We start from the raw sequence: 16,272 nt of genomic DNA, 5'->3' as shown, positions 1-16,272 counted from the left end.
AGAAAGCGGTTCAGCGGGTGGTTCAGCGGGTCGTTCAGGAGGTGACGGGGGGCCAGGCCGTGGTGGACCAGGGGTGCTTGAGCTGGTCGAGCGAGGTGATCTCGTGCGGCTTCAACGTGTCGATGCCCAGGGCCTGTTGGTGCCGTGCGTAGGCGCTCTCGACGTAGCGGTGGCCGGTGTCGGCCGCGATGAAGACGTACGTACGGGAGTCGTCCCTGCGCCGCTCCCACAGGGCGCTCAGATACGAGGCGCCCGCCGAGAGCCCGGCGAAGATGCCGCTGGTGCGCAGCAGGGAGACCGCTCCGGAGACGGCGCTGTCGAAGTTGACCCAGTGCACGCGGTCGTACAGCTCGTGCCGGACGTTCTGGAACGCGATGGCGCTGCCGATCCCGGCGATGATCATGTCCGGGTCCGCGACGTGCTCGGAGCCGAAGGTGACGCTGCCGAAGGGCTGTACGCCGATGAGCGTCACATCCCGCCCTGCCTCGCGCAGATACGTGGCGACGGCCCCCGTCGAGGCCCCCGACCCCACGCCGCCGACCAGCGCGAGGGGCCCGGCGGGGAGGTCCTCGTCGACCGACTCGGCGACCTCGCGGTAGCCGTGGTAGTGGATGGCGTCGTGGTACTGCCGCATCCAGTGGTACGTGGGGTTGTCGGCCAGGATCTCGGCGATGCGGCGCACCCGCAACTCCTGGTCCAGGCGCAGGTTCTTGGAGGGTGCGACCTGCTCCAGCGTGGCGCCGAGTATCTCCAGCTGTACGCGCGTGGAGCGGTCCACGGTCGTGGAGCCGACGATGTGGCACTTCATTCCGTAGCGGTGACAGGCGAGTGCGAGGGCCTGGGCGTAGATGCCGCTGGAGCTGTCGATGAGGGTGTCGCCGGGTTCGACGGCACCGGTTTCGAGGAGGTGGCGGACGGCTCCGAGAGCCGAGTAGATCTTCATGGTCTCGAACCGGAGGCACGCCAGATCCGGTTCGAGGGATATGAGATCGGGTCTTTTCACGGCTTCGGCGATGTGTGGGTGCATGGCGGAGATCCCCCCGTTGGGACGTCGGAGCGGAAGACGCCGAGAGCATCACACTAGATGAAAATGATTGTCAAGACCGGGTAAGGTCGCCACACTGGTCCTTACTGGTCCGTGAGGGGCGGCGGTGCCGTTGTGTGCCCCGCCGTGTCGAGAGGAGTCGCGTGAAGCTGTCCCAGGAGGCCGGAGCGGGGGCTCGCCTGCCGAGGCAGGGCCCGTTCCCTGGAGGAAGGCCGGGAGCGGGGGTGGGCATGGGAACCGGGGTGGGCATGGGAACCGGGGTGGGGACGGCTTTCGGCACCTTCGGTGAGCTGCTCCAGGGCGTGCTGCCGGAGGAGGACGGGGACTTCCTCGTGACGCTGCCCGTCGCCCGCTGGACCATGGCGACGTTCCGGCAGGAGTCCGACTCGGGAGAGCTGGAGGTCTGGCCGCCGCGCAAAACAAAAGCCCTCCGACTCACCCGCATGATCGCGGAGTTGGCGCCTCGCGGGGCGCGGTCGGCGCGCGGCGGGGTGCTCACCGTCAGCAGCGTGATCCCCGAGGGCAAGGGGCTCGCCAGCTCCTCCGCCGACCTCGTCGCCACGGCGCGGGCGGTCGGCCGGGCCCTCGGCGTCGCCATGCCGCCCGCCCGGATCGAACGGCTCCTGTCCCGCATCGAACCCACCGACGGCGTGCTCTACCCCGCGATCGTCGCCTTCCACCACCGCAGCGTGCGGCTCCGCGCGGTCCTCGGGTCGCTGCCCGCCATGGCCGTGGTCGGCGTCGACGAAGGCGGCTCGGTCGACACGGTGGACTTCAACCGCATCCCCAAGCCGTTCACCCCGGCCGACCGGCGCGCCTACGCCGACCTCCTCGGCCGGCTCACCGAGGCCGTACGCGCCCGTGACCTAGCGGAAGTGGGCCGCATCGCGACGCGCAGCGCCCTGATGAACCAACGCCTGCGGCACAAAGCCCTGTTGGAGCCGATGCGGGCGATCTGCCGCGATGTCGGAGGCCTCGGCGTGGCCGTCGGACACAGCGGTACGACCCTGGGCATCCTGCTCGACGCCACGGACCCGGCGTACACGCGCCGCGTCACGGCGGCGGCCCAGGCATGCGGGGAGCTCGCCGGCGGCGTAACGGTCTACAGAACCCTGAGCTTCGGGAGCGCCGCCTGCGCGACGCCCACCCTGCCGACGCGGCCCGCCCCGTTCCCGGCACCTGGCCTACCGACGGCCCCCGCCTTGACGGCGCCATCCGCCCCATCCTCGGCGTCCGCCCTGCCCGGGCCATCTGCCCTGCCCGGGGCACCCGCCCCGCCCCCGGTCTCCACCGCGCCTGCGGCACTCGCCCCGCGTCCCGTGTCCGGTTGGCCGGTGGTGTCTGGCTTGTCGACGGCACCCGCCCTGCCGGTGCCATCCACCCCGCCCTCGGCATCCACCGCGCCTGCGGCGTCCGCCCTGCCTGTGGCGTCCGGTCGGCCGGTGGTGTCTGGCTTGTCGACGGCGCCGGCCCTACCCGTGGCGCCGGCCCCGGCCGTGGTGGACGGCCCGTCCCTGGCGCCCGCCGCGCCTCCGGGGTTCGCCCGGCCCTCGGTGTCCGACCTGTCGGCGGCGCCAGCCCAGCCTGCGGCACTGGCTCCGGCCGTGATGTCCGCCCCGCCCTCGGCGTCCGCCCCGCCCTCGGCGTCCGCCCCGCCCCCGGCGGCGGGCGAGGCGTTGCCGTGAGCGGCGGGGTGCGGCGCGTGCGTGTGGGCGGGGGTGTGGGCGTGGTGGCTGAGGAGGTGGGGCGTGGGGACGCGGGGGTCGGGGTGCGTAGGACTCCGCAGCGTGTCGCCGTGCTGGAAGCACTCGGGCGGTGCCGGGAGTTCGTTTCCGCGCAGGAGTTGCACGGGCGGCTCGTCGGGGCCGGCAGCGCGGTCGGGCTCACCACCGTCTACCGCGCGCTGCGGCACCTCGACCGCGCCGGTCTCGTCGACGTCGTACGCGACGAGACCGGCGAGCGGCTCTATCTGCGGCGGCCCACCGACGAGCACCGGCACTACCTCATCTGCCGCCGCTGCGGCCGCAGCCAGCCGGTCGACGCGCGGGACGTCGAGGCGTGGGCCGAGCGCCTCGGCGAGACGACCGGCTTCGCCGAACTGGAGCACACCCTCGAACTCAGCGGCGTGTGCCGACCGTGCCGCCCTCCTGCCGCCAGGCCGAACGGCGAAGCAGGCGCAGGCCGTTGAGCCCGACCAGGACCGTGGACCCCTCGTGGCCCGCGACGCCGAGCGGCAGCGGCAGATGTCCCGCCAGATCCCAGACCACCAGGGCGCCGATGCACGCGGAGGCGATGACCAGGTTCTGCACCACCACGCGCCGGGCCCGCCGGGAGAGCGCCACGACCGCGGGCACGGTGGCGAGTTCGTCCCGTACGACCACGGCGTCGGCGGTCTCCAGGGTCAGGTCGGAGCCGGTCCGCCCCATGGCGATGCCGCTGTGCGCGGCGGCCAGCGCGGGCGCGTCGTTCACACCGTCCCCGACGACGAGGACCCGCTCGCCCAGCCCCTCCCACTCCCGTACGGCCGCCACCTTGTCCTGCGGAAGAAGCCCGGCCCGCACATCCTCGATCCCGGTCTCCTCCGCCAGGCGTGCGGCGGCGTGCGGCGTGTCGCCGGTCAGCAACACGGGGCTGGAGCCGGTGAGTTCACGCAGCCCGGCCACGGCCTCGGCGGCTCCGGGGCGCGGCAGGTCGGCGAGGCGCAGGAGGGCCGAGGGGACGCCGTCGACCACGACGAGTACAACGGTGCGGGCGTCGTCGTCCGCAGCGGTAGCGGTAGCCGCAGCCGCCGTAGTCGCCTCCCGTGTCATCGCGTCCGCCGCCATCACCGACGTACGAGAGGATTCGCCGGCGAGGAGCCGGTCCGGGCTGCCGACCTGCACCGCGCGTCCCGCGACGACCGCGCGGACCCCGCGCCCCGGAGCGGCGACGAAGTCCCGCGCGCTCTCCAGGGGCAGCCCACGTTCGCGGGCCGCGGCGACCACGGCGCGCGCCAGCGGATGTTCGCTCGGGTGCTCGGCGGCCGCGGCCAGACCAAGCACCTCGTCCTCGGTGAGGTCCGTGCCCGGCAGCGTCCGGATCTCCGTGACACGCGGCGCGCCCTCGGTCAGCGTCCCCGTCTTGTCCAGGGCGACCTTGGTCACCGTCCCGAGCCGCTCCATCACGACGGCGGACTTGACGAGCACGCCGTGGCGCCCGGCGTTGGCGATCGCGGAGAGCAGCGGCGGCATGGTGGCCAGCACCACCGCGCAGGGCGACGCCACGATCATGAAGGTCATGGCCCGCAGCAGTGTCTCCGTGAACGCGGCGCCGAGCGCGAGCGGAACGGCGAAGAGCGCGAGAGTGGCCACCACCACGCCCACCGAGTACCGCTGCTCGACCTTCTCGATGAAGAGCTGCGTGGGCGCCTTGGTCTCGCTCGCCTCCTCCACCATGGCGACGATGCGCGCGATGACGGAGTCGGACGGGTCACGGCCGACGCGGACGCGCAACGCGCCCGTGCCGTTGAGGGTGCCCGCGTACACCTCGTCGCCCACTTCCTTGGCCACCGGCAGAGGCTCACCGGTGATGGTCGCCTGGTCGACCTCGCTGCTGCCGTCCAGCACGGCGCCGTCGGCGGGCAGCCGTTCACCGGGTCGGACGAGAACGGTGTCGCCGATCCTCAGCGAGTCCGCCGACACTCTCTCCTCGCCGCCCTCGCCGCCCTCGCCGCCCTCGCCGCCCTCAGCGGTGAGCCGGAGCGCCATCGCGGGTGCCAGGTCCAGCAGGCCGCGCACGGAGTCGGCGGTGCGCCGCGTCGCGAGGGCCTCCAGCGCTCCCGAGACGGCGAAGATGACGATGAGCAGACCGCCGTCGAGGAACTGCCCGATGGCCGCCGCGCCGAGAGCCGCGACCACCATCAGCAGATCGACATCCAGGCTCCGCTCCCGCAGCGCCTGGAGCCCCGCCACGGTCGGCTCCCAGCCGCCGGCCGCGTAACAGAGGGCGTAGAGCGGCCCCCACGCCCAGGCGGGCGCCCCGGCGAGGTCGAGCGGGAACGCGAGCAGGAACGCGGCCGTGGCCAGCGCCGCCCAGCGCACCTCGGGCAGAGCGAGCAGCCGCGTACGGCGCGCACGCGCGGGCGCGGCGGGGGAGCCGGGGGAGCCGGGGGAGGGGGCCGGGGTCGGCCGGTCGCCCACCAGAGCGGAAGACATCGGAGCACACCTCGTGGTCGGGGGTCGTCGGGAGCCGTCGGGCACGCGTCAAGGCGTCCGGCACGTCAAGCCGTCGGCACCGTCACGGGCGCCTTCACACACGCCTTCACGCGCGCCGTCACACACGCCTTCACGCGCGCCGTCACACACACCGGAGAAGCGGCGCACCCCATAGCCGAACACATGAAGAGGTCTTCAAGTGTACGCCGAGTAGGATTGCCGCATGGGACACGGAGTCGACAGCAAGATCACCCCTGCGACGCACCTCGACGCGGACTCCGCCGCCACGATCGCCGCCACCCTCCAGGCGCTCGCCACCCCGTCCCGGCTGATGATCCTCACCAAGCTGCGCCAGGGACCGTGCGGCGTCGGCGCGCTCGCCGAGGCGGTCGGCATGGAACAGTCGGCGGTCTCCCACCAGTTGCGCCTGCTGCGCGCCCTCGGCCTGGTCACCGGCTCACGGCAGGGCCGCCGCATCGTCTACAGCCTCTACGACAACCACGTGGCCCAGCTCCTTGACGAGGCCGTCTACCACATCGAGCACCTGCGCCTCGGCGCCCGCGACCTGCCCGCGGCACGGGACGACCTCGACTGAGCCGGTACGCCCTGAAAACAGAGAAGGTGGGCGGGGCCGAGCCGCCCACCTCAACGGTGTACCGGTGTCGTTCATACGGTGCCGCTCACACGCTCAAGGGCACCTGGTGGACCTCGTCGGCCCGGTGGCCGGCACGTTCGTGGATGCGTTGGACCGCGTCGGCCGAGGGTGCCTCGGAGAGGCAGTAGACCGTGCCGGACTGCGGGTCCGCCCAGGCTTTCTGGAAGTGGACACCTTCTTCCTTCTCGATGGCGAGGTCGGCCTGGTGGGCCTGTTTCAGCTGGTCGGCCGTAATGCCCCGCATCCCGTGGTGGACGTCCATGAACTGGGACATGGCGTCGCACCTCCTTCCGGCATACCCGTGCATACCCGTTCGTTCGTTCCGGCTCCGCTATCTCCATCGTGCGCCCGTACGGCCTTGAGGGCGACTGTGCGCCTGGGCTCGAACCGAGCAGGCCGTGGGCTCTGACGACGGCTGTTACGGGCGCGGCTCCAAGGTGATGTGCGGGGACAGCGACCTCAGGAAGTCGGGCGCGTCGAAGAGCTTGCCGGCGGAGGCGACGCCGACCGTCCTGGTCCGCCCGGTGAGGATGCGGTCGACCGCTTCCACCGTGAGCGGCGCGGTGACGGCGTAGATGTCCTGCCCGCTTGCCACGGCGCGCCGCTCGGTGTCCCCGGAGCGTACGACGACGTCGACGAGGAAAGTCTGCGCGGACCGCCCCTGCTCGTCGACCGCGGAGGGGGTCGGCGTGTCCGGAGCCGCGACGCCGCCGGCCGCCTCGACCGTCATATACGTGCGCACTTCGGGGATGGGCAGATGGCTCGGGACGGTGACGACGTCGGCCATCGTGAACTCGCCGATGACGGCCCTCGGGCCCACGGGCTCGGGGAAGGACCACTTCAGGGTGGGCAGTTCGTCGTTGTGGTACTCCAGCCGCCCGTTGGCGAAGCGGACGCGGCGGCCGCCACGCCGCTCGACGGAGATTCTGCCCGCGGCGCGCGTCCCCTCGGTGGGCTCCCAGCTGTTCAGGCCGTACGCGATGTGCGCCTCGTCGGCCTTGTCCCAGTCGCCCATGGCGGCGGTGACCAGCAGGTCGCCGAGGCCGCCGTAGAAGGCCATCGCGGGGACGATCACCGTGCCCGCGGCACGGGCACGGTCCGCGAACCGCGCGAAGGTGTCGGCGTTGGCCTCGATCTCCGCCGCCACATCGACGTACGGGATCCCGGCGCGCAGGGCCGCCTCGATCACGGGTGCGGCCGTCGTGGCGAAGGGCCCCGCGCAGTTGATGACGGATGCCGCCCCGGCCAGCGCGTGGTCGAGCGAGACCGGGTCGTCGACCGACGCGGGGCGGACGTCGAGTCCGGCTCCGGGGTGTTCGTCCGCCAGCGCCCGCAGCTTGTGGGCGTCACGCCCGGAGAGGACCGGGACGAATCCGCGCTCTCGCAGATGTGCCACCACGAACCGGCCGGTGTGCCCGTATGCGCCGTACACCGTCACTGTCTGCCCCGTTGCCATGTCTTCTCCCTGTGTTCTGTGCAGAGCTGCTGTTCTGTGCAGTTCCGCGCTCGGCTGATGGGAACAGCCTGTCGTAGTTGAACCATCAACTGTGAGTGTCTGGAACGACATGCCCCATACACTTTCGGACATGGCCACTGTCGCGCTCGCCGTCACCGACGGGATGCTGCACTTCGAACTGTCCATCGCCCATGAGGTCTTCGGCTCCGCCCCGGCCGCCGTCACCGTCCCCTGGTACGACCTCACCGTCTGCGGGCAGGACACCGTGCCCTTCGGCCGGTTCCGCCTGGAGCCCGACCATGGTCTCGACCACCTCAGGTACGCCGACACCGTGATCGTCCCCGGCTGGGCCGACGTCGACGTGGAACCGCCCGCCGAACTGGTCGACGCGGTACGAGCGGCTCACGCCGCGGGCGCCCGCGTGGCCTCCCTGTGCACCGGCGCGTTCGTACTGGCCGCCGCCGGCCTGCTGGACGGAGGGCGCGCCACCACGCACTGGGCGCACACCGACGTCCTGGCCGCCCGCCACCCCGAGGTGGAGGTCGACCCCGGCGTCCTCTACGTGGACAACGGCAGCGTGCTCACCTCCGCCGGCAAGGCCGCCGCACTGGACCTGTGCCTGCACCTCGTCCGCCTCGACCACGGCTCATCGATCGCCAACACCGTCGCGCGCCGCCTGGTCGTCCCTCCGCACCGGTCCGGCGGTCAGGCCCAGTTCGTCACCGCCCCGGTGCCCGCGCGGGACGACCACCCGCTCACCGCCCTCTTCCCCTGGGTCATCGAACGGCTCGACCAGCCACTGACCGTGGAGGACCTGGCGCGCCGGGCCCGGATGAGCTCACGCCACCTGGGCCGCCACTTCCGCGCGACGACCGGCACCACGCCCCTGCGATGGCTGCTGGCCCAGAGGATCCGCCTCGCCCAGGAGCTGCTGGAGAAGTCCGACGACAGCGTCGACACCATCGCGGCCGCCACCGGCATGGGCACCGCCACCACACTGCGGCGGCACTTCAACCGCACCCTCGGCGTGCCCCCGGACAGCTATCGCCGTACGTTCCGCTCGTCGGCCGCGAGGGCGGAACGGTCCGCATGCGCCCCGCTGGTGCCTCCGTGCGTGCATCCGCCCGCGGGCCGCTGACACCGCCGTGCCCCGGAGTGGCCTGTGACTACACTCACGCTGCGCTGCGGGCTCTGTCAGCGACTGATGTCAGCGTGAACTGTTTGCTCCTCCGACGTGAGGGGATGGTGGAAGGTTATGAAGATCCTCATCAGCGCCGACATGGAGGGCGCGACCGGAGTGACCTGGCCGGCCGATGTGCTGCCGGGCACCGCGCAGTGGGAGCGGTGCCGTGGGATGTTCACCTCGGACGTGAACGCCGCCGTGCTCGGGTTCTTCGACGGCGGCGCCGACGAGGTGCTCATCAACGAAGCGCACTGGTCCATGCGTAATCTGCTGCTCGAAGAGCTGGACGAGCGGGCGCAGATGCTCACCGGGCGGCACAAGTCGCTCTCCATGGTGGAGGGCGTGCAGCACGGCGACGTGGACGGCGTCGCGTTCGTCGGCTACCACGCCGGCGCCGGCATGGAGGGTGTCCTCGCGCACACCTACCTCGCCAACCAGATCACCGGCGTCTGGATCAACGGCGTACGCGCCAGCGAAGGGCTGCTCAACTCGCATGTCGTCGCCGAGTACGGCGTCCCCGTCGTGCTCGTCACCGGCGACGACCTGGCCTGCGAGGACGCTCTCGGATACGCGCCGGGCGCGCTGAAGGTCGCGGTCAAGGACCACGTCTCGCGGTACGCCGCCGTCTGCCGCACCCCCGCCCGCACCGCCGCCGACATCCGCGCCGCGGCGAAGGAGGCCGCCGCGCTCGCCGTATGCCATGAGCCGGTGGCCGGCGGCCCGTTCACCGTGGAGGTCGAGTTCGACGCCGAACATCTGTCGATGGCCTCGACCGTCGTACCGGGAGTGCGCCGTACGGGGGAGCGCAGGGTCGCGTACGACAGCGAGACGATGTACGAGGGGATCCGTACCTTCAAGGCGGTTACGACGATCGCCGACGCCGCCGTGGAGGAGCAGTATGGCTGACCCGGCTCAGGGCCAAGGGCACGACGATCAGGAGCACGACAAACGCGTGGACGACGACCAGGAGCACCACCACGACCGGGAGCGCCACGACCAGGCGCACCACGAGCGTCCCGACCAGGTGGACGCGCGGGCGCTCGACGAGGTCGTGACCTTCACCTCCGAGCTGATCCGCATCGACACCACCAACCGCGGCGGCGGCGACTGCCGCGAGCGGCCCGCCGCCGAGTACGCCGCCGAACGCCTCGCCGACGCGGGCCTCACCCCGACGCTCCTGGAGCGCACCCCGGGGCGTACGAACGTCGTCGCCCGCATCGAGGGCACGGACCCGGGCGCCGACGCGCTGCTCGTCCACGGCCACTTGGACGTCGTGCCCGCCGAGGCTGCCGACTGGAGCGTGGACCCGTTCTCCGGGGAGGTCCGCGACGGCGTCGTCTGGGGCCGCGGCGCGATCGACATGAAGAACATGGACGCGATGATCCTGTCCGTCGTACGGAGCTGGGCGCGCACCGGGATCCGGCCGAGGCGGGACATCGTGATCGCCTTCACCGCCGACGAGGAGGCCAGCGCCGCCGACGGCTCCGGGTACCTCGCCGACCGGCACGCCCCGCTCTTCGAGGGCTGCACGGAGGGCATCAGCGAGTCCGGTGCCTTCACCTTCCACGACGGCAGGGGCAACCAGATCTACCCGATCGCCGCCGGGGAGCGCGGCACGGGCTGGCTCAAGCTCACCGCGCGCGGCAAGGCGGGCCACGGCTCCAAGGTCAACCGCGCCAACGCCGTCAGCAGACTCGCCGCCGCCATCGCCCGCATCGGCGAGCACCGGTGGCCGGTGCGGATCACCCCGACCGTGCGCGCCGGGCTCGTCGGACTCGCCGCGCTCTACGGCCTGGAGAGCGACCCCGAGGCACCCGGCTTCGACGTCGACGCCTTCCTGGAGAAGCTCGGCCCGACCGCCGCGCTCGTCGAGCCGACCGTCCGCAACAGCGCCAACCCGACGATGCTCCAGTCGGGTTACAAGGTCAATGTGATCCCTGGGGAGGCCGTGGCCTACGTCGACGGCCGTTTTCTGCCCGGCGGCGAGGAAGAGTTCCGCCACACGCTTGACCTGCTCACAGGCCCTGACGTCGACTGGGAGTTCCACCACCGCGAGGTGGCGCTGCAGGCGCCGGTCGACTCGACGACGTACGCGAGGATGCGGGCGGCCGTCGAGGAGTTCGCGCCCGAAGGGCACGTCGTGCCGTACTGCATGTCGGGCGGTACGGACGCCAAGCAGTTCTCGCGGCTCGGCATCACCGGCTACGGCTTCTCGCCGCTGAGGACACCGGAGGGCTTCGACTATCAGGCGCTCTTCCACGGAGTCGACGAGCGCGTCCCGGTGGACGCCCTGCACTTCGGCGTCCGTGTCCTCGACCGCTTTCTGCGCACGGCCTAGGAAAAATGGGGGAAGTAAAGGACATGATGCAGACCCGGGCGTACGGATCATGGCCGTCACCGATCGACGCCGAACTCGCCGCCACCCACGACGGCGCCGCGGGGTACGTGGGCTTCGTCGGCGCCGAGACATGGTGGACCGAGCCGCGCCCCACCGAGGGCGGTCGCCGCGCACTGGTACGCCGGCTGACCGACGGCGAGGAGCGCTCGGTGCTGCCCGCGCCGTGGAACGTGCGCAGCCGCGTCGTCGAGTACGGCGGCCGCCCCTGGGCCGGGGCAGAGGGCCCCGAGGGGCCGCTGCTCGTCTTCGCGAACTTCACCGACCAGCGCCTGTACGCGTACGGGCCCGACGCCCCGGACACCGCGCCCCGGGCGCTGACCCCGCTCTCCGCGGTGGGTGGCGGCCTGCGCTGGGCCGATCCGGTGCTGCGCCTGGACCGGGGCGAAGCCTGGTGCGTCCTTGAGGAGTTCACCGGCGACGCGCCCACCGACGTACGCCGCGTCATCGCCGCGGTGCCGCTCGACGGATCGGCGGCCGACGACCGCGGCGCGGTGCGCGAACTGTCCGACGGCGCCCACCGGTTCGTCACCGGACCCCGCCTCTCGCCGGACGGCACCCGCGCCGCCTGGATCGCCTGGGACCACCCCCGCATGCCGTGGGACGGCACGGAGCTGGTGCTCGCCGACGTGCGCGGCGACGGCACCTTCGGTGCCGCACGGACCTTCGCCGGCGGGCCCGAGGAGTCCGTCGCGCAGGTCGAATGGGCCGCTGACGGACGGCTGTTGTTCTCCAGCGACCGCACCGGCTGGTGGAACGTGTACCGCGCGACCCCGGACGACGCCACCGGCGTACAGGCGCTGTGCCCGCGCGAGGAGGAGTTCGCGGGACCCCTGTGGCAAGTCGGCCTCAGCTGGTTCGCGCCGCTGGAGACCGGGCTGATCGCCGTCGTGCACGGCAAGGGCGCCACCGCGCTCGGCATACTCGACCCCGAGACCGGCGAGGTCGTCGACGCGGCGGGCCCCTGGACGGAGTGGGCCCCGACCGTCGCCGCGCACGGCCCCCGCGTGGTCGGCGTCGCCGCGAGCCCGCGCAGCGCGTACGAGGTCGTGGAGCTGGACACCGGCACCGGCCACGCCCGCGTCGTCGGCGCCGCCCACGACGACCCCGTCGACCCGACGTACTACCCGGAACCCCAGATCCGCGCCTTCTCCGGCCCGGCCGGACGCACCGTCCACGCGCACATCTACCCGCCGCACCACCCCGGCCACGTCGCGCCCGACGACGAACTGCCGCCCTACGTGGTGTGGGCGCACGGCGGCCCCACCGGCCGCTCACCCCTCGTACTGGACCTGGCCATCGCCTACTTCACCTCGCGCGGCATCGGCGTCGCCGAGGTCAACTACGGCGGCTCCACCGGGTACGGGCGCGCCTACCGCGACCGGCTGCGCGAGCAGTGGGGCGTCGTCGATGTCGACGACTGCGCGGCCGTCGCCCTCGCGCTGGCCGACGAGGGCACCGCGGACCGCGCCCGGCTCGCGATCCGCGGCGGCAGCGCGGGCGGCTGGACCGCGGCCGTCTCCCTGACCAGCACCGACGTCTACGCCTGCGGGACGATCATCTATCCGGTGCTCGACCTCGCCGCCTTCGCGTCGGGGGAGACCCACGACCTCGAATCACGCTACCTGGACTCCATCGTCGGACCGCTCGACGAGGTGCCCGGGCGGTACGGGGAGCGGTCGCCGCTGGAGCACGCCGAGCGCGTCACCGTCCCCTTCCTGCTCCTCCAGGGGCTCGACGACGTGGTCTGTCCGCCCGCGCAGACCGAGCGGTTCCTCGCCAGGATGGAGGGGCGCGGCATCCCGCACGCCTACATCGCCTTCGAGGGGGAGGGCCACGGATTCCGCCGCGCCGACACGATGGTCCGCGCCCTGGAGGCCGAACTCTCCCTGTACGCACAGGTGTTCAGACTCGACCTGGCCGGGTCCGTGCCGACCCTGGAGCTCGCCAAGTGAGAGCCCGCGCACGGCCCGCGCGCCTCACGCCCGGCGCGCGGGTGGCCGTCATCGCCCCGAGCGGACCCGTCCCGGAGGGCTGTCTCGAAGCGGGCCTCGACATCCTGCGCGGCTGGGACCTCGACCCCTTCGCCATGCCCCATGTACTGGACCGGCACCGGGAGTTCGCCTACCTCGCGGGAGCCGACGCCGCCCGCGCCCGTGACCTGGAGCGGGCGTGGTGCGACCCGTCCGTGGCCGCCGTGTTCTGCGCGCGCGGCGGGTACGGCGCCCAGCGCATGGTGGACCTCGTCGACTGGGCGGCGCTGCGGAAGGCGGCCGGGGCGGCGCGGGCGGCGGGTGCGGCCGGGCCCAAGGTGTTCCTCGGCTACAGCGACATCACCGCGCTGCACGAGGCGTTCGCCACACGGCTCTCGGTGGCCACCCTGCACGGCCCCATGACCGCCGTGACCGACTTCCTCAAGAACGCGGACGCCCAGGACCACCTGCGCACGACCCTCTTCACGCCCGAGGCCGCCCAGGTGATCCCCGCCGCCGGGCGCGCGAGGGCGCTGGCCGGCGGCCGGGCCCGGGGCGTCACGCTCGGCGGCTGCGCGTCGCTGCTCGCCGCCGACCTCGGCACACCCGGGGCGCGGGCGTCCGCGCGCGGGGGCCTGCTGTTCCTGGAGGACATCGGCGAGGAGCCGTACCGCCTGGACCGGATTCTCACCCAACTCCTGCGCTCGCGCTGGCTGGAGGGCGTCGCCGGGATCGCGCTCGGCTCATGGGAGCAGTGCGAGCCGTACGACGATGTGCGCGCGCTCTTCGCCGACCGGCTCGGCGGGCTCGGTGTGCCCGTGGTCGAGGAGTTCGGGTTCGGGCACTGCGCCGGGGCGCTGACCGTGCCGTTCGGGGTGCCGGGCGAACTGGACGCGGACGCGGGGACGTTGACGCTGGACGTCCCGGCGCTCGTCTGACCGGCACCGGCCGGTGGTGCTGTCCGACGCCGTAGTGCGCCGTGGGGTGCCGTGGGGGTGCCGTGGGGGTGCCCCTTCGACCGGTTGCCTACCGGCCAGTAGCCCGACCCGCCCGCGGCCGACGGCCTCCGTCACCCGTCCGGCCCACCGCCCCACTCCGGAGACACGCCCACCGCGCGCGAACCCGCCCCGGCCGCCCATGCTGGTGCCGGGGGAGGCCGGAACGACGTACCACCGACGGAAGGGTCCACATCATGAGCCCCAAAACCTCCACGGGCGGCTCCAGGAGCGGCGGCTCGGGCGGCGGGCTGATGACCCCCGGCAGGGTCGCCGTCGCCGCGGTCGCCGTCCTCACCCTGGTCTTCATCTTCGAGAACACCCGCAGCACCAAGATCCGACTGCTGATCCCCGAAGTGACCATGCCCCTGTGGATGGCCCTGCTCGGCACGGGACTGATCGGCGCCCTGTGCGGGGCCTACTTCATCCGGAGGCGCGGATAGCGTAGCCCGATGTCCGACACCGCCGACACCGCCGACACGGCCGCACATCTCGCCGAGGGCCCCCGCGTGGGCATACGTCACTTCACCTGCGCGGACTCCGCGGAATTCACCGCCCGTACGCGCGAGAGCCGGGAGCTGCACCGGCCCTGGCTCTTCCCGCCGTCCACGGACGACACCTACCGCGCGTACGCCGCGACGCTCAACGAGGACCCGGCCAAGGCGGGGTTCCTCGTGTGCGAGCGCGACAGCGGGGCCATCGCCGGGTTCATCAACATCAACAACATCGTCCGGGGCGGCTTCCGCAGCGGGGCACTCGGATACGGCGCCTTCGCGCACGCCGCCGGACGGGGCCTGATGGCCGAGGGGCTCGGCCTCGTCATGGCGTACGCCTTCGGGGAGCTGCGACTGCACCGTCTGGAGGCCAACATCCAGCCGGGCAACGCCCCGTCGATCGCGCTCGTGCGCCGGCGCGGCTTCCGCCTGGAGGGCTTCTCGCCGGACTTCCTCTACGTCGACGGGGCCTGGCGCGACCACGAACGCTGGGCGTTCGTCCACGGCAGGGACGCGGGGCCGCCGCCGGGCCGGGTCAGCGGCGCGACGGCTTCCGGTTGATCTTCATGGTGTCCATGTCCGTCACCGTCGACCTCAGACCGCGGAACCCGTGGCCCAGCTCCCTCAGCCGGGCCTCCGCCTGCTCCTCGGCGAGCGCCCCCGCCATCTCGTCGCCGTCCTCGGCGTCACAGAGCACCACGTAGCGCAGGGAGAAGTGCTTGAGCGCGCGGTCGTACGTGAGGGAGCCCTCGGGCGTGAACTTCATCCGGGCCAGGCCGTGCTCCTCGACCTCCGCGAGAAGCGTGGCACGTGACGCGTCCGTCAGCTCGTCCCACGTGCCCCGGACGATCACCCGGTAGGTGTGCTGCGTGCCCATGTCGTTCGCGTCCCTCTCTGTCGACTGCCCTGCCCACGGCCGATCACGGCCGTTGCCGGATGCAGCGTACGTCGCCGAGGATGGGCCGCATGCGGAATATCGTGGTCGTCGACGCACCCTCCAACCTGGGCCTTCGCCCACCGGCCCCCGGCACCGTGCCCGGCTGCCACAAACTCGCCGGAGCGATGCGGGAGCGGGGCGTCCTGCGGCGTCTCGGCGCCTTCGAGGGCGGCGTCGTCGTCCCGCCGCGCTACGACCGCGGCGACTGGCAGGAGGGCGACGGCGTCTTCAACGCGGCCGCCATCGCCTCGTACACCGTGAAACTCGCCGACCGCGTCGAACACCATGTGCGCGCCGGTGACTTCCTCGTCGTGCTCGGCGGCGACTGTTCGATCCAGCTCGGGGCGGCGCTCGCGCTGCGCCGCGTCGGGCGGTACGCGATCGCCGCTGTCGACGGTTCGGCCGACTTCCGCCACCCCGGCAACTCGGATCACATCGGCGCCGCGGGCGGCGAGGAGCTGGCCCTCGCCACCGGGCGCGGACAGGACGATCTCACCGACATCGAGGGGCTCAAGCCCTATGTGCGCGATGAGGACGTACGCCTCTTCGGGATGCGCGACGAGGACGAGGACCGCGCCGAGTTCACCGCCCTGAAGATCTCCCACGCCACCGTCGGCGAGATCAGGGAGTGGGGCGCCGACGACATCGCCCGCGCCGTCACCCAGACCCTGGAGGTGCCCGTGCTCGACGGGTTCTGGGTGCACCTGGACGCCGACGTCCTCGACCCGTCGGTGATGCCCGCCGTCGACAGCCCCGACCCCGGCGGACTGCTCCCCGACGAACTCCTGGCACTGCTGAGGCCCTTGGTGAACTCACCCCGCTGCGCGGGCCTCAACCTCACCATCTACGACCCCGATCTCGACCCGGACGGCACGGCCGGTGACCTGCTCGCGGACCTGCTCGTGGCGGCCATCGACCGGCCCTGAGCGGCCTCGGGGCAAACCTG

Annotated in this window: 16 protein-coding genes; 11 read left to right on the top strand and 5 right to left on the bottom strand. The window is 72.6% G+C overall.

The genetic code is table 11. The features are described from left to right. Positions 1–34 precede the first annotated feature (34 nt). A complete protein-coding gene (locus ACWDZ7_RS13735; protein WP_451796875.1) occupies positions 35–1,027 on the bottom strand; it encodes a pyridoxal-phosphate dependent enzyme in 993 nt (330 codons plus the stop codon). Between the two features lie 248 nt (positions 1,028–1,275). On the opposite strand from ACWDZ7_RS13735, the gene ACWDZ7_RS13730 reads away from it, so the two are divergent. Continuing rightward, complete coding sequence (locus tag ACWDZ7_RS13730; RefSeq protein ID WP_451796874.1) at positions 1,276–2,730, top strand: GHMP family kinase ATP-binding protein; 1,455 nt, start codon at positions 1,276–1,278, stop codon at positions 2,728–2,730. A gap of 17 nt (positions 2,731–2,747) precedes the next feature. Continuing rightward, positions 2,748–3,233 carry a Fur family transcriptional regulator gene (locus tag ACWDZ7_RS13725; protein ID WP_451796873.1) on the top strand — a complete coding sequence of 162 codons (486 nt, stop codon included), beginning with the start codon at positions 2,748–2,750 and terminating at the stop codon, positions 3,231–3,233. Here ACWDZ7_RS13725 and ACWDZ7_RS13720 read toward each other — a convergent pair. Beyond that, positions 3,163–5,238: a heavy metal translocating P-type ATPase gene (locus ACWDZ7_RS13720; protein WP_451796872.1), complete on the bottom strand. Its 2,076-nt coding sequence runs from the start codon at positions 5,236–5,238 to the stop codon at positions 3,163–3,165. The two genes, ACWDZ7_RS13725 and ACWDZ7_RS13720, sit on opposite strands and share 71 nt — an antisense overlap. Before the next feature lie 223 nt (positions 5,239–5,461). Between ACWDZ7_RS13720 and ACWDZ7_RS13715 the strand changes: the two genes are divergently transcribed. After that, complete coding sequence (locus tag ACWDZ7_RS13715; RefSeq protein WP_451796871.1) at positions 5,462–5,833, top strand: ArsR/SmtB family transcription factor; 372 nt, start codon at positions 5,462–5,464, stop codon at positions 5,831–5,833. Between the two features lie 85 nt (positions 5,834–5,918). Here the strand turns inward: ACWDZ7_RS13715 and ACWDZ7_RS13710 are convergent, their stop codons facing one another. Both ACWDZ7_RS13710 and ACWDZ7_RS13705 read right to left on the bottom strand, forming a co-directional pair. Beyond that, complete coding sequence (locus ACWDZ7_RS13710) at positions 5,919–6,167, bottom strand: SCO4226 family nickel-binding protein (RefSeq protein WP_451796870.1); 249 nt, start codon at positions 6,165–6,167, stop codon at positions 5,919–5,921. Positions 6,168–6,311: 144 nt separating this feature from the next. Further along, complete coding sequence (locus ACWDZ7_RS13705) at positions 6,312–7,349, bottom strand: saccharopine dehydrogenase family protein (RefSeq protein WP_451796869.1); 1,038 nt, start codon at positions 7,347–7,349, stop codon at positions 6,312–6,314. 130 nt (positions 7,350–7,479) lie between these two features. Between ACWDZ7_RS13705 and ACWDZ7_RS13700 the strand changes: the two genes are divergently transcribed. The 7 genes from ACWDZ7_RS13700 (at position 7,480) to ACWDZ7_RS13670 (ending at position 14,950) form a co-directional block, all read left to right on the top strand. After that, positions 7,480–8,487 (top strand): helix-turn-helix domain-containing protein, encoded by a 1,008-nt coding sequence (locus ACWDZ7_RS13700; protein ID WP_451796868.1) that lies wholly within the window; start codon positions 7,480–7,482, stop codon positions 8,485–8,487. A 117-nt stretch (positions 8,488–8,604) separates the two neighbouring features. After that, complete coding sequence (locus tag ACWDZ7_RS13695) at positions 8,605–9,438, top strand: M55 family metallopeptidase (protein ID WP_451796867.1); 834 nt, start codon at positions 8,605–8,607, stop codon at positions 9,436–9,438. Then, the gene (locus tag ACWDZ7_RS13690; protein ID WP_451796866.1) at positions 9,431–10,870 is read left to right on the top strand and encodes a M20/M25/M40 family metallo-hydrolase; all 1,440 of its coding nucleotides are present in this window, start codon (positions 9,431–9,433) and stop codon (positions 10,868–10,870) included. The genes ACWDZ7_RS13695 and ACWDZ7_RS13690 overlap by 8 nt, the downstream gene beginning before the upstream one ends. A 26-nt stretch (positions 10,871–10,896) precedes the next feature. Further along, complete coding sequence (locus ACWDZ7_RS13685) at positions 10,897–12,882, top strand: LpqB family beta-propeller domain-containing protein (RefSeq protein WP_451797085.1); 1,986 nt, start codon at positions 10,897–10,899, stop codon at positions 12,880–12,882. Next, positions 12,879–13,838, top strand: coding sequence for a S66 peptidase family protein (locus ACWDZ7_RS13680; protein ID WP_451796865.1), 960 nt, complete (start codon positions 12,879–12,881; stop codon positions 13,836–13,838). Before ACWDZ7_RS13685 ends, ACWDZ7_RS13680 begins: the two co-directional genes overlap by 4 nt. Before the next feature lie 254 nt (positions 13,839–14,092). Further along, positions 14,093–14,338 carry a hypothetical protein gene (locus ACWDZ7_RS13675; protein ID WP_451796864.1) on the top strand — a complete coding sequence of 82 codons (246 nt, stop codon included), beginning with the start codon at positions 14,093–14,095 and terminating at the stop codon, positions 14,336–14,338. Positions 14,339–14,347: 9 nt separating this feature from the next. Next, positions 14,348–14,950 (top strand): GNAT family N-acetyltransferase, encoded by a 603-nt coding sequence (locus ACWDZ7_RS13670; RefSeq protein WP_451796863.1) that lies wholly within the window; start codon positions 14,348–14,350, stop codon positions 14,948–14,950. Here ACWDZ7_RS13670 and ACWDZ7_RS13665 read toward each other — a convergent pair. Further along, a complete protein-coding gene (locus ACWDZ7_RS13665; protein WP_451796862.1) occupies positions 14,925–15,266 on the bottom strand; it encodes a DUF6204 family protein in 342 nt (113 codons plus the stop codon). The genes ACWDZ7_RS13670 and ACWDZ7_RS13665 overlap by 26 nt on opposite strands. 89 nt (positions 15,267–15,355) lie before the next feature. On the opposite strand from ACWDZ7_RS13665, the gene ACWDZ7_RS13660 reads away from it, so the two are divergent. Further along, positions 15,356–16,252, top strand: a complete 897-nt coding sequence (locus ACWDZ7_RS13660; RefSeq protein ID WP_451796861.1) for an arginase family protein — start codon at positions 15,356–15,358, stop codon at positions 16,250–16,252. Positions 16,253–16,272 lie beyond the last annotated feature (20 nt).

The organism is Streptomyces sp. NPDC003032 (genome assembly GCF_053591415.1).
Note: the sequence above shows the minus strand (reverse complement) of the source record. Positions and strands in the feature narration are given on the sequence as shown.

What these genes read in the sequence shown, in the direction of transcription:
- ACWDZ7_RS13660 (WP_451796861.1), top strand. Translation starts at nt 15,356, where the DNA reads ATGCGGAATATCGTGGTCGTCGACGCACCCTCCAACCTGGGCCTTCGC.
- ACWDZ7_RS13685 (WP_451797085.1), top strand. Translation starts at nt 10,897, where the DNA reads ATGCAGACCCGGGCGTACGGATCATGGCCGTCACCGATCGACGCCGAA.
- ACWDZ7_RS13665 (WP_451796862.1), bottom strand. Translation starts at nt 15,266, where the DNA reads ATGGGCACGCAGCACACCTACCGGGTGATCGTCCGGGGCACGTGGGAC.
- ACWDZ7_RS13675 (WP_451796864.1), top strand. Translation starts at nt 14,093, where the DNA reads ATGAGCCCCAAAACCTCCACGGGCGGCTCCAGGAGCGGCGGCTCGGGC.
- ACWDZ7_RS13715 (WP_451796871.1), top strand. Translation starts at nt 5,462, where the DNA reads ATGGGACACGGAGTCGACAGCAAGATCACCCCTGCGACGCACCTCGAC.
- ACWDZ7_RS13710 (WP_451796870.1), bottom strand. Translation starts at nt 6,167, where the DNA reads ATGTCCCAGTTCATGGACGTCCACCACGGGATGCGGGGCATTACGGCC.
- ACWDZ7_RS13690 (WP_451796866.1), top strand. Translation starts at nt 9,431, where the DNA reads ATGGCTGACCCGGCTCAGGGCCAAGGGCACGACGATCAGGAGCACGAC.
- ACWDZ7_RS13720 (WP_451796872.1), bottom strand. Translation starts at nt 5,238, where the DNA reads ATGTCTTCCGCTCTGGTGGGCGACCGGCCGACCCCGGCCCCCTCCCCC.
- ACWDZ7_RS13705 (WP_451796869.1), bottom strand. Translation starts at nt 7,349, where the DNA reads ATGGCAACGGGGCAGACAGTGACGGTGTACGGCGCATACGGGCACACC.
- ACWDZ7_RS13735 (WP_451796875.1), bottom strand. Translation starts at nt 1,027, where the DNA reads ATGCACCCACACATCGCCGAAGCCGTGAAAAGACCCGATCTCATATCC.
- ACWDZ7_RS13730 (WP_451796874.1), top strand. Translation starts at nt 1,276, where the DNA reads ATGGGAACCGGGGTGGGCATGGGAACCGGGGTGGGGACGGCTTTCGGC.
- ACWDZ7_RS13670 (WP_451796863.1), top strand. Translation starts at nt 14,348, where the DNA reads ATGTCCGACACCGCCGACACCGCCGACACGGCCGCACATCTCGCCGAG.
- ACWDZ7_RS13695 (WP_451796867.1), top strand. Translation starts at nt 8,605, where the DNA reads ATGAAGATCCTCATCAGCGCCGACATGGAGGGCGCGACCGGAGTGACC.
- ACWDZ7_RS13700 (WP_451796868.1), top strand. Translation starts at nt 7,480, where the DNA reads ATGGCCACTGTCGCGCTCGCCGTCACCGACGGGATGCTGCACTTCGAA.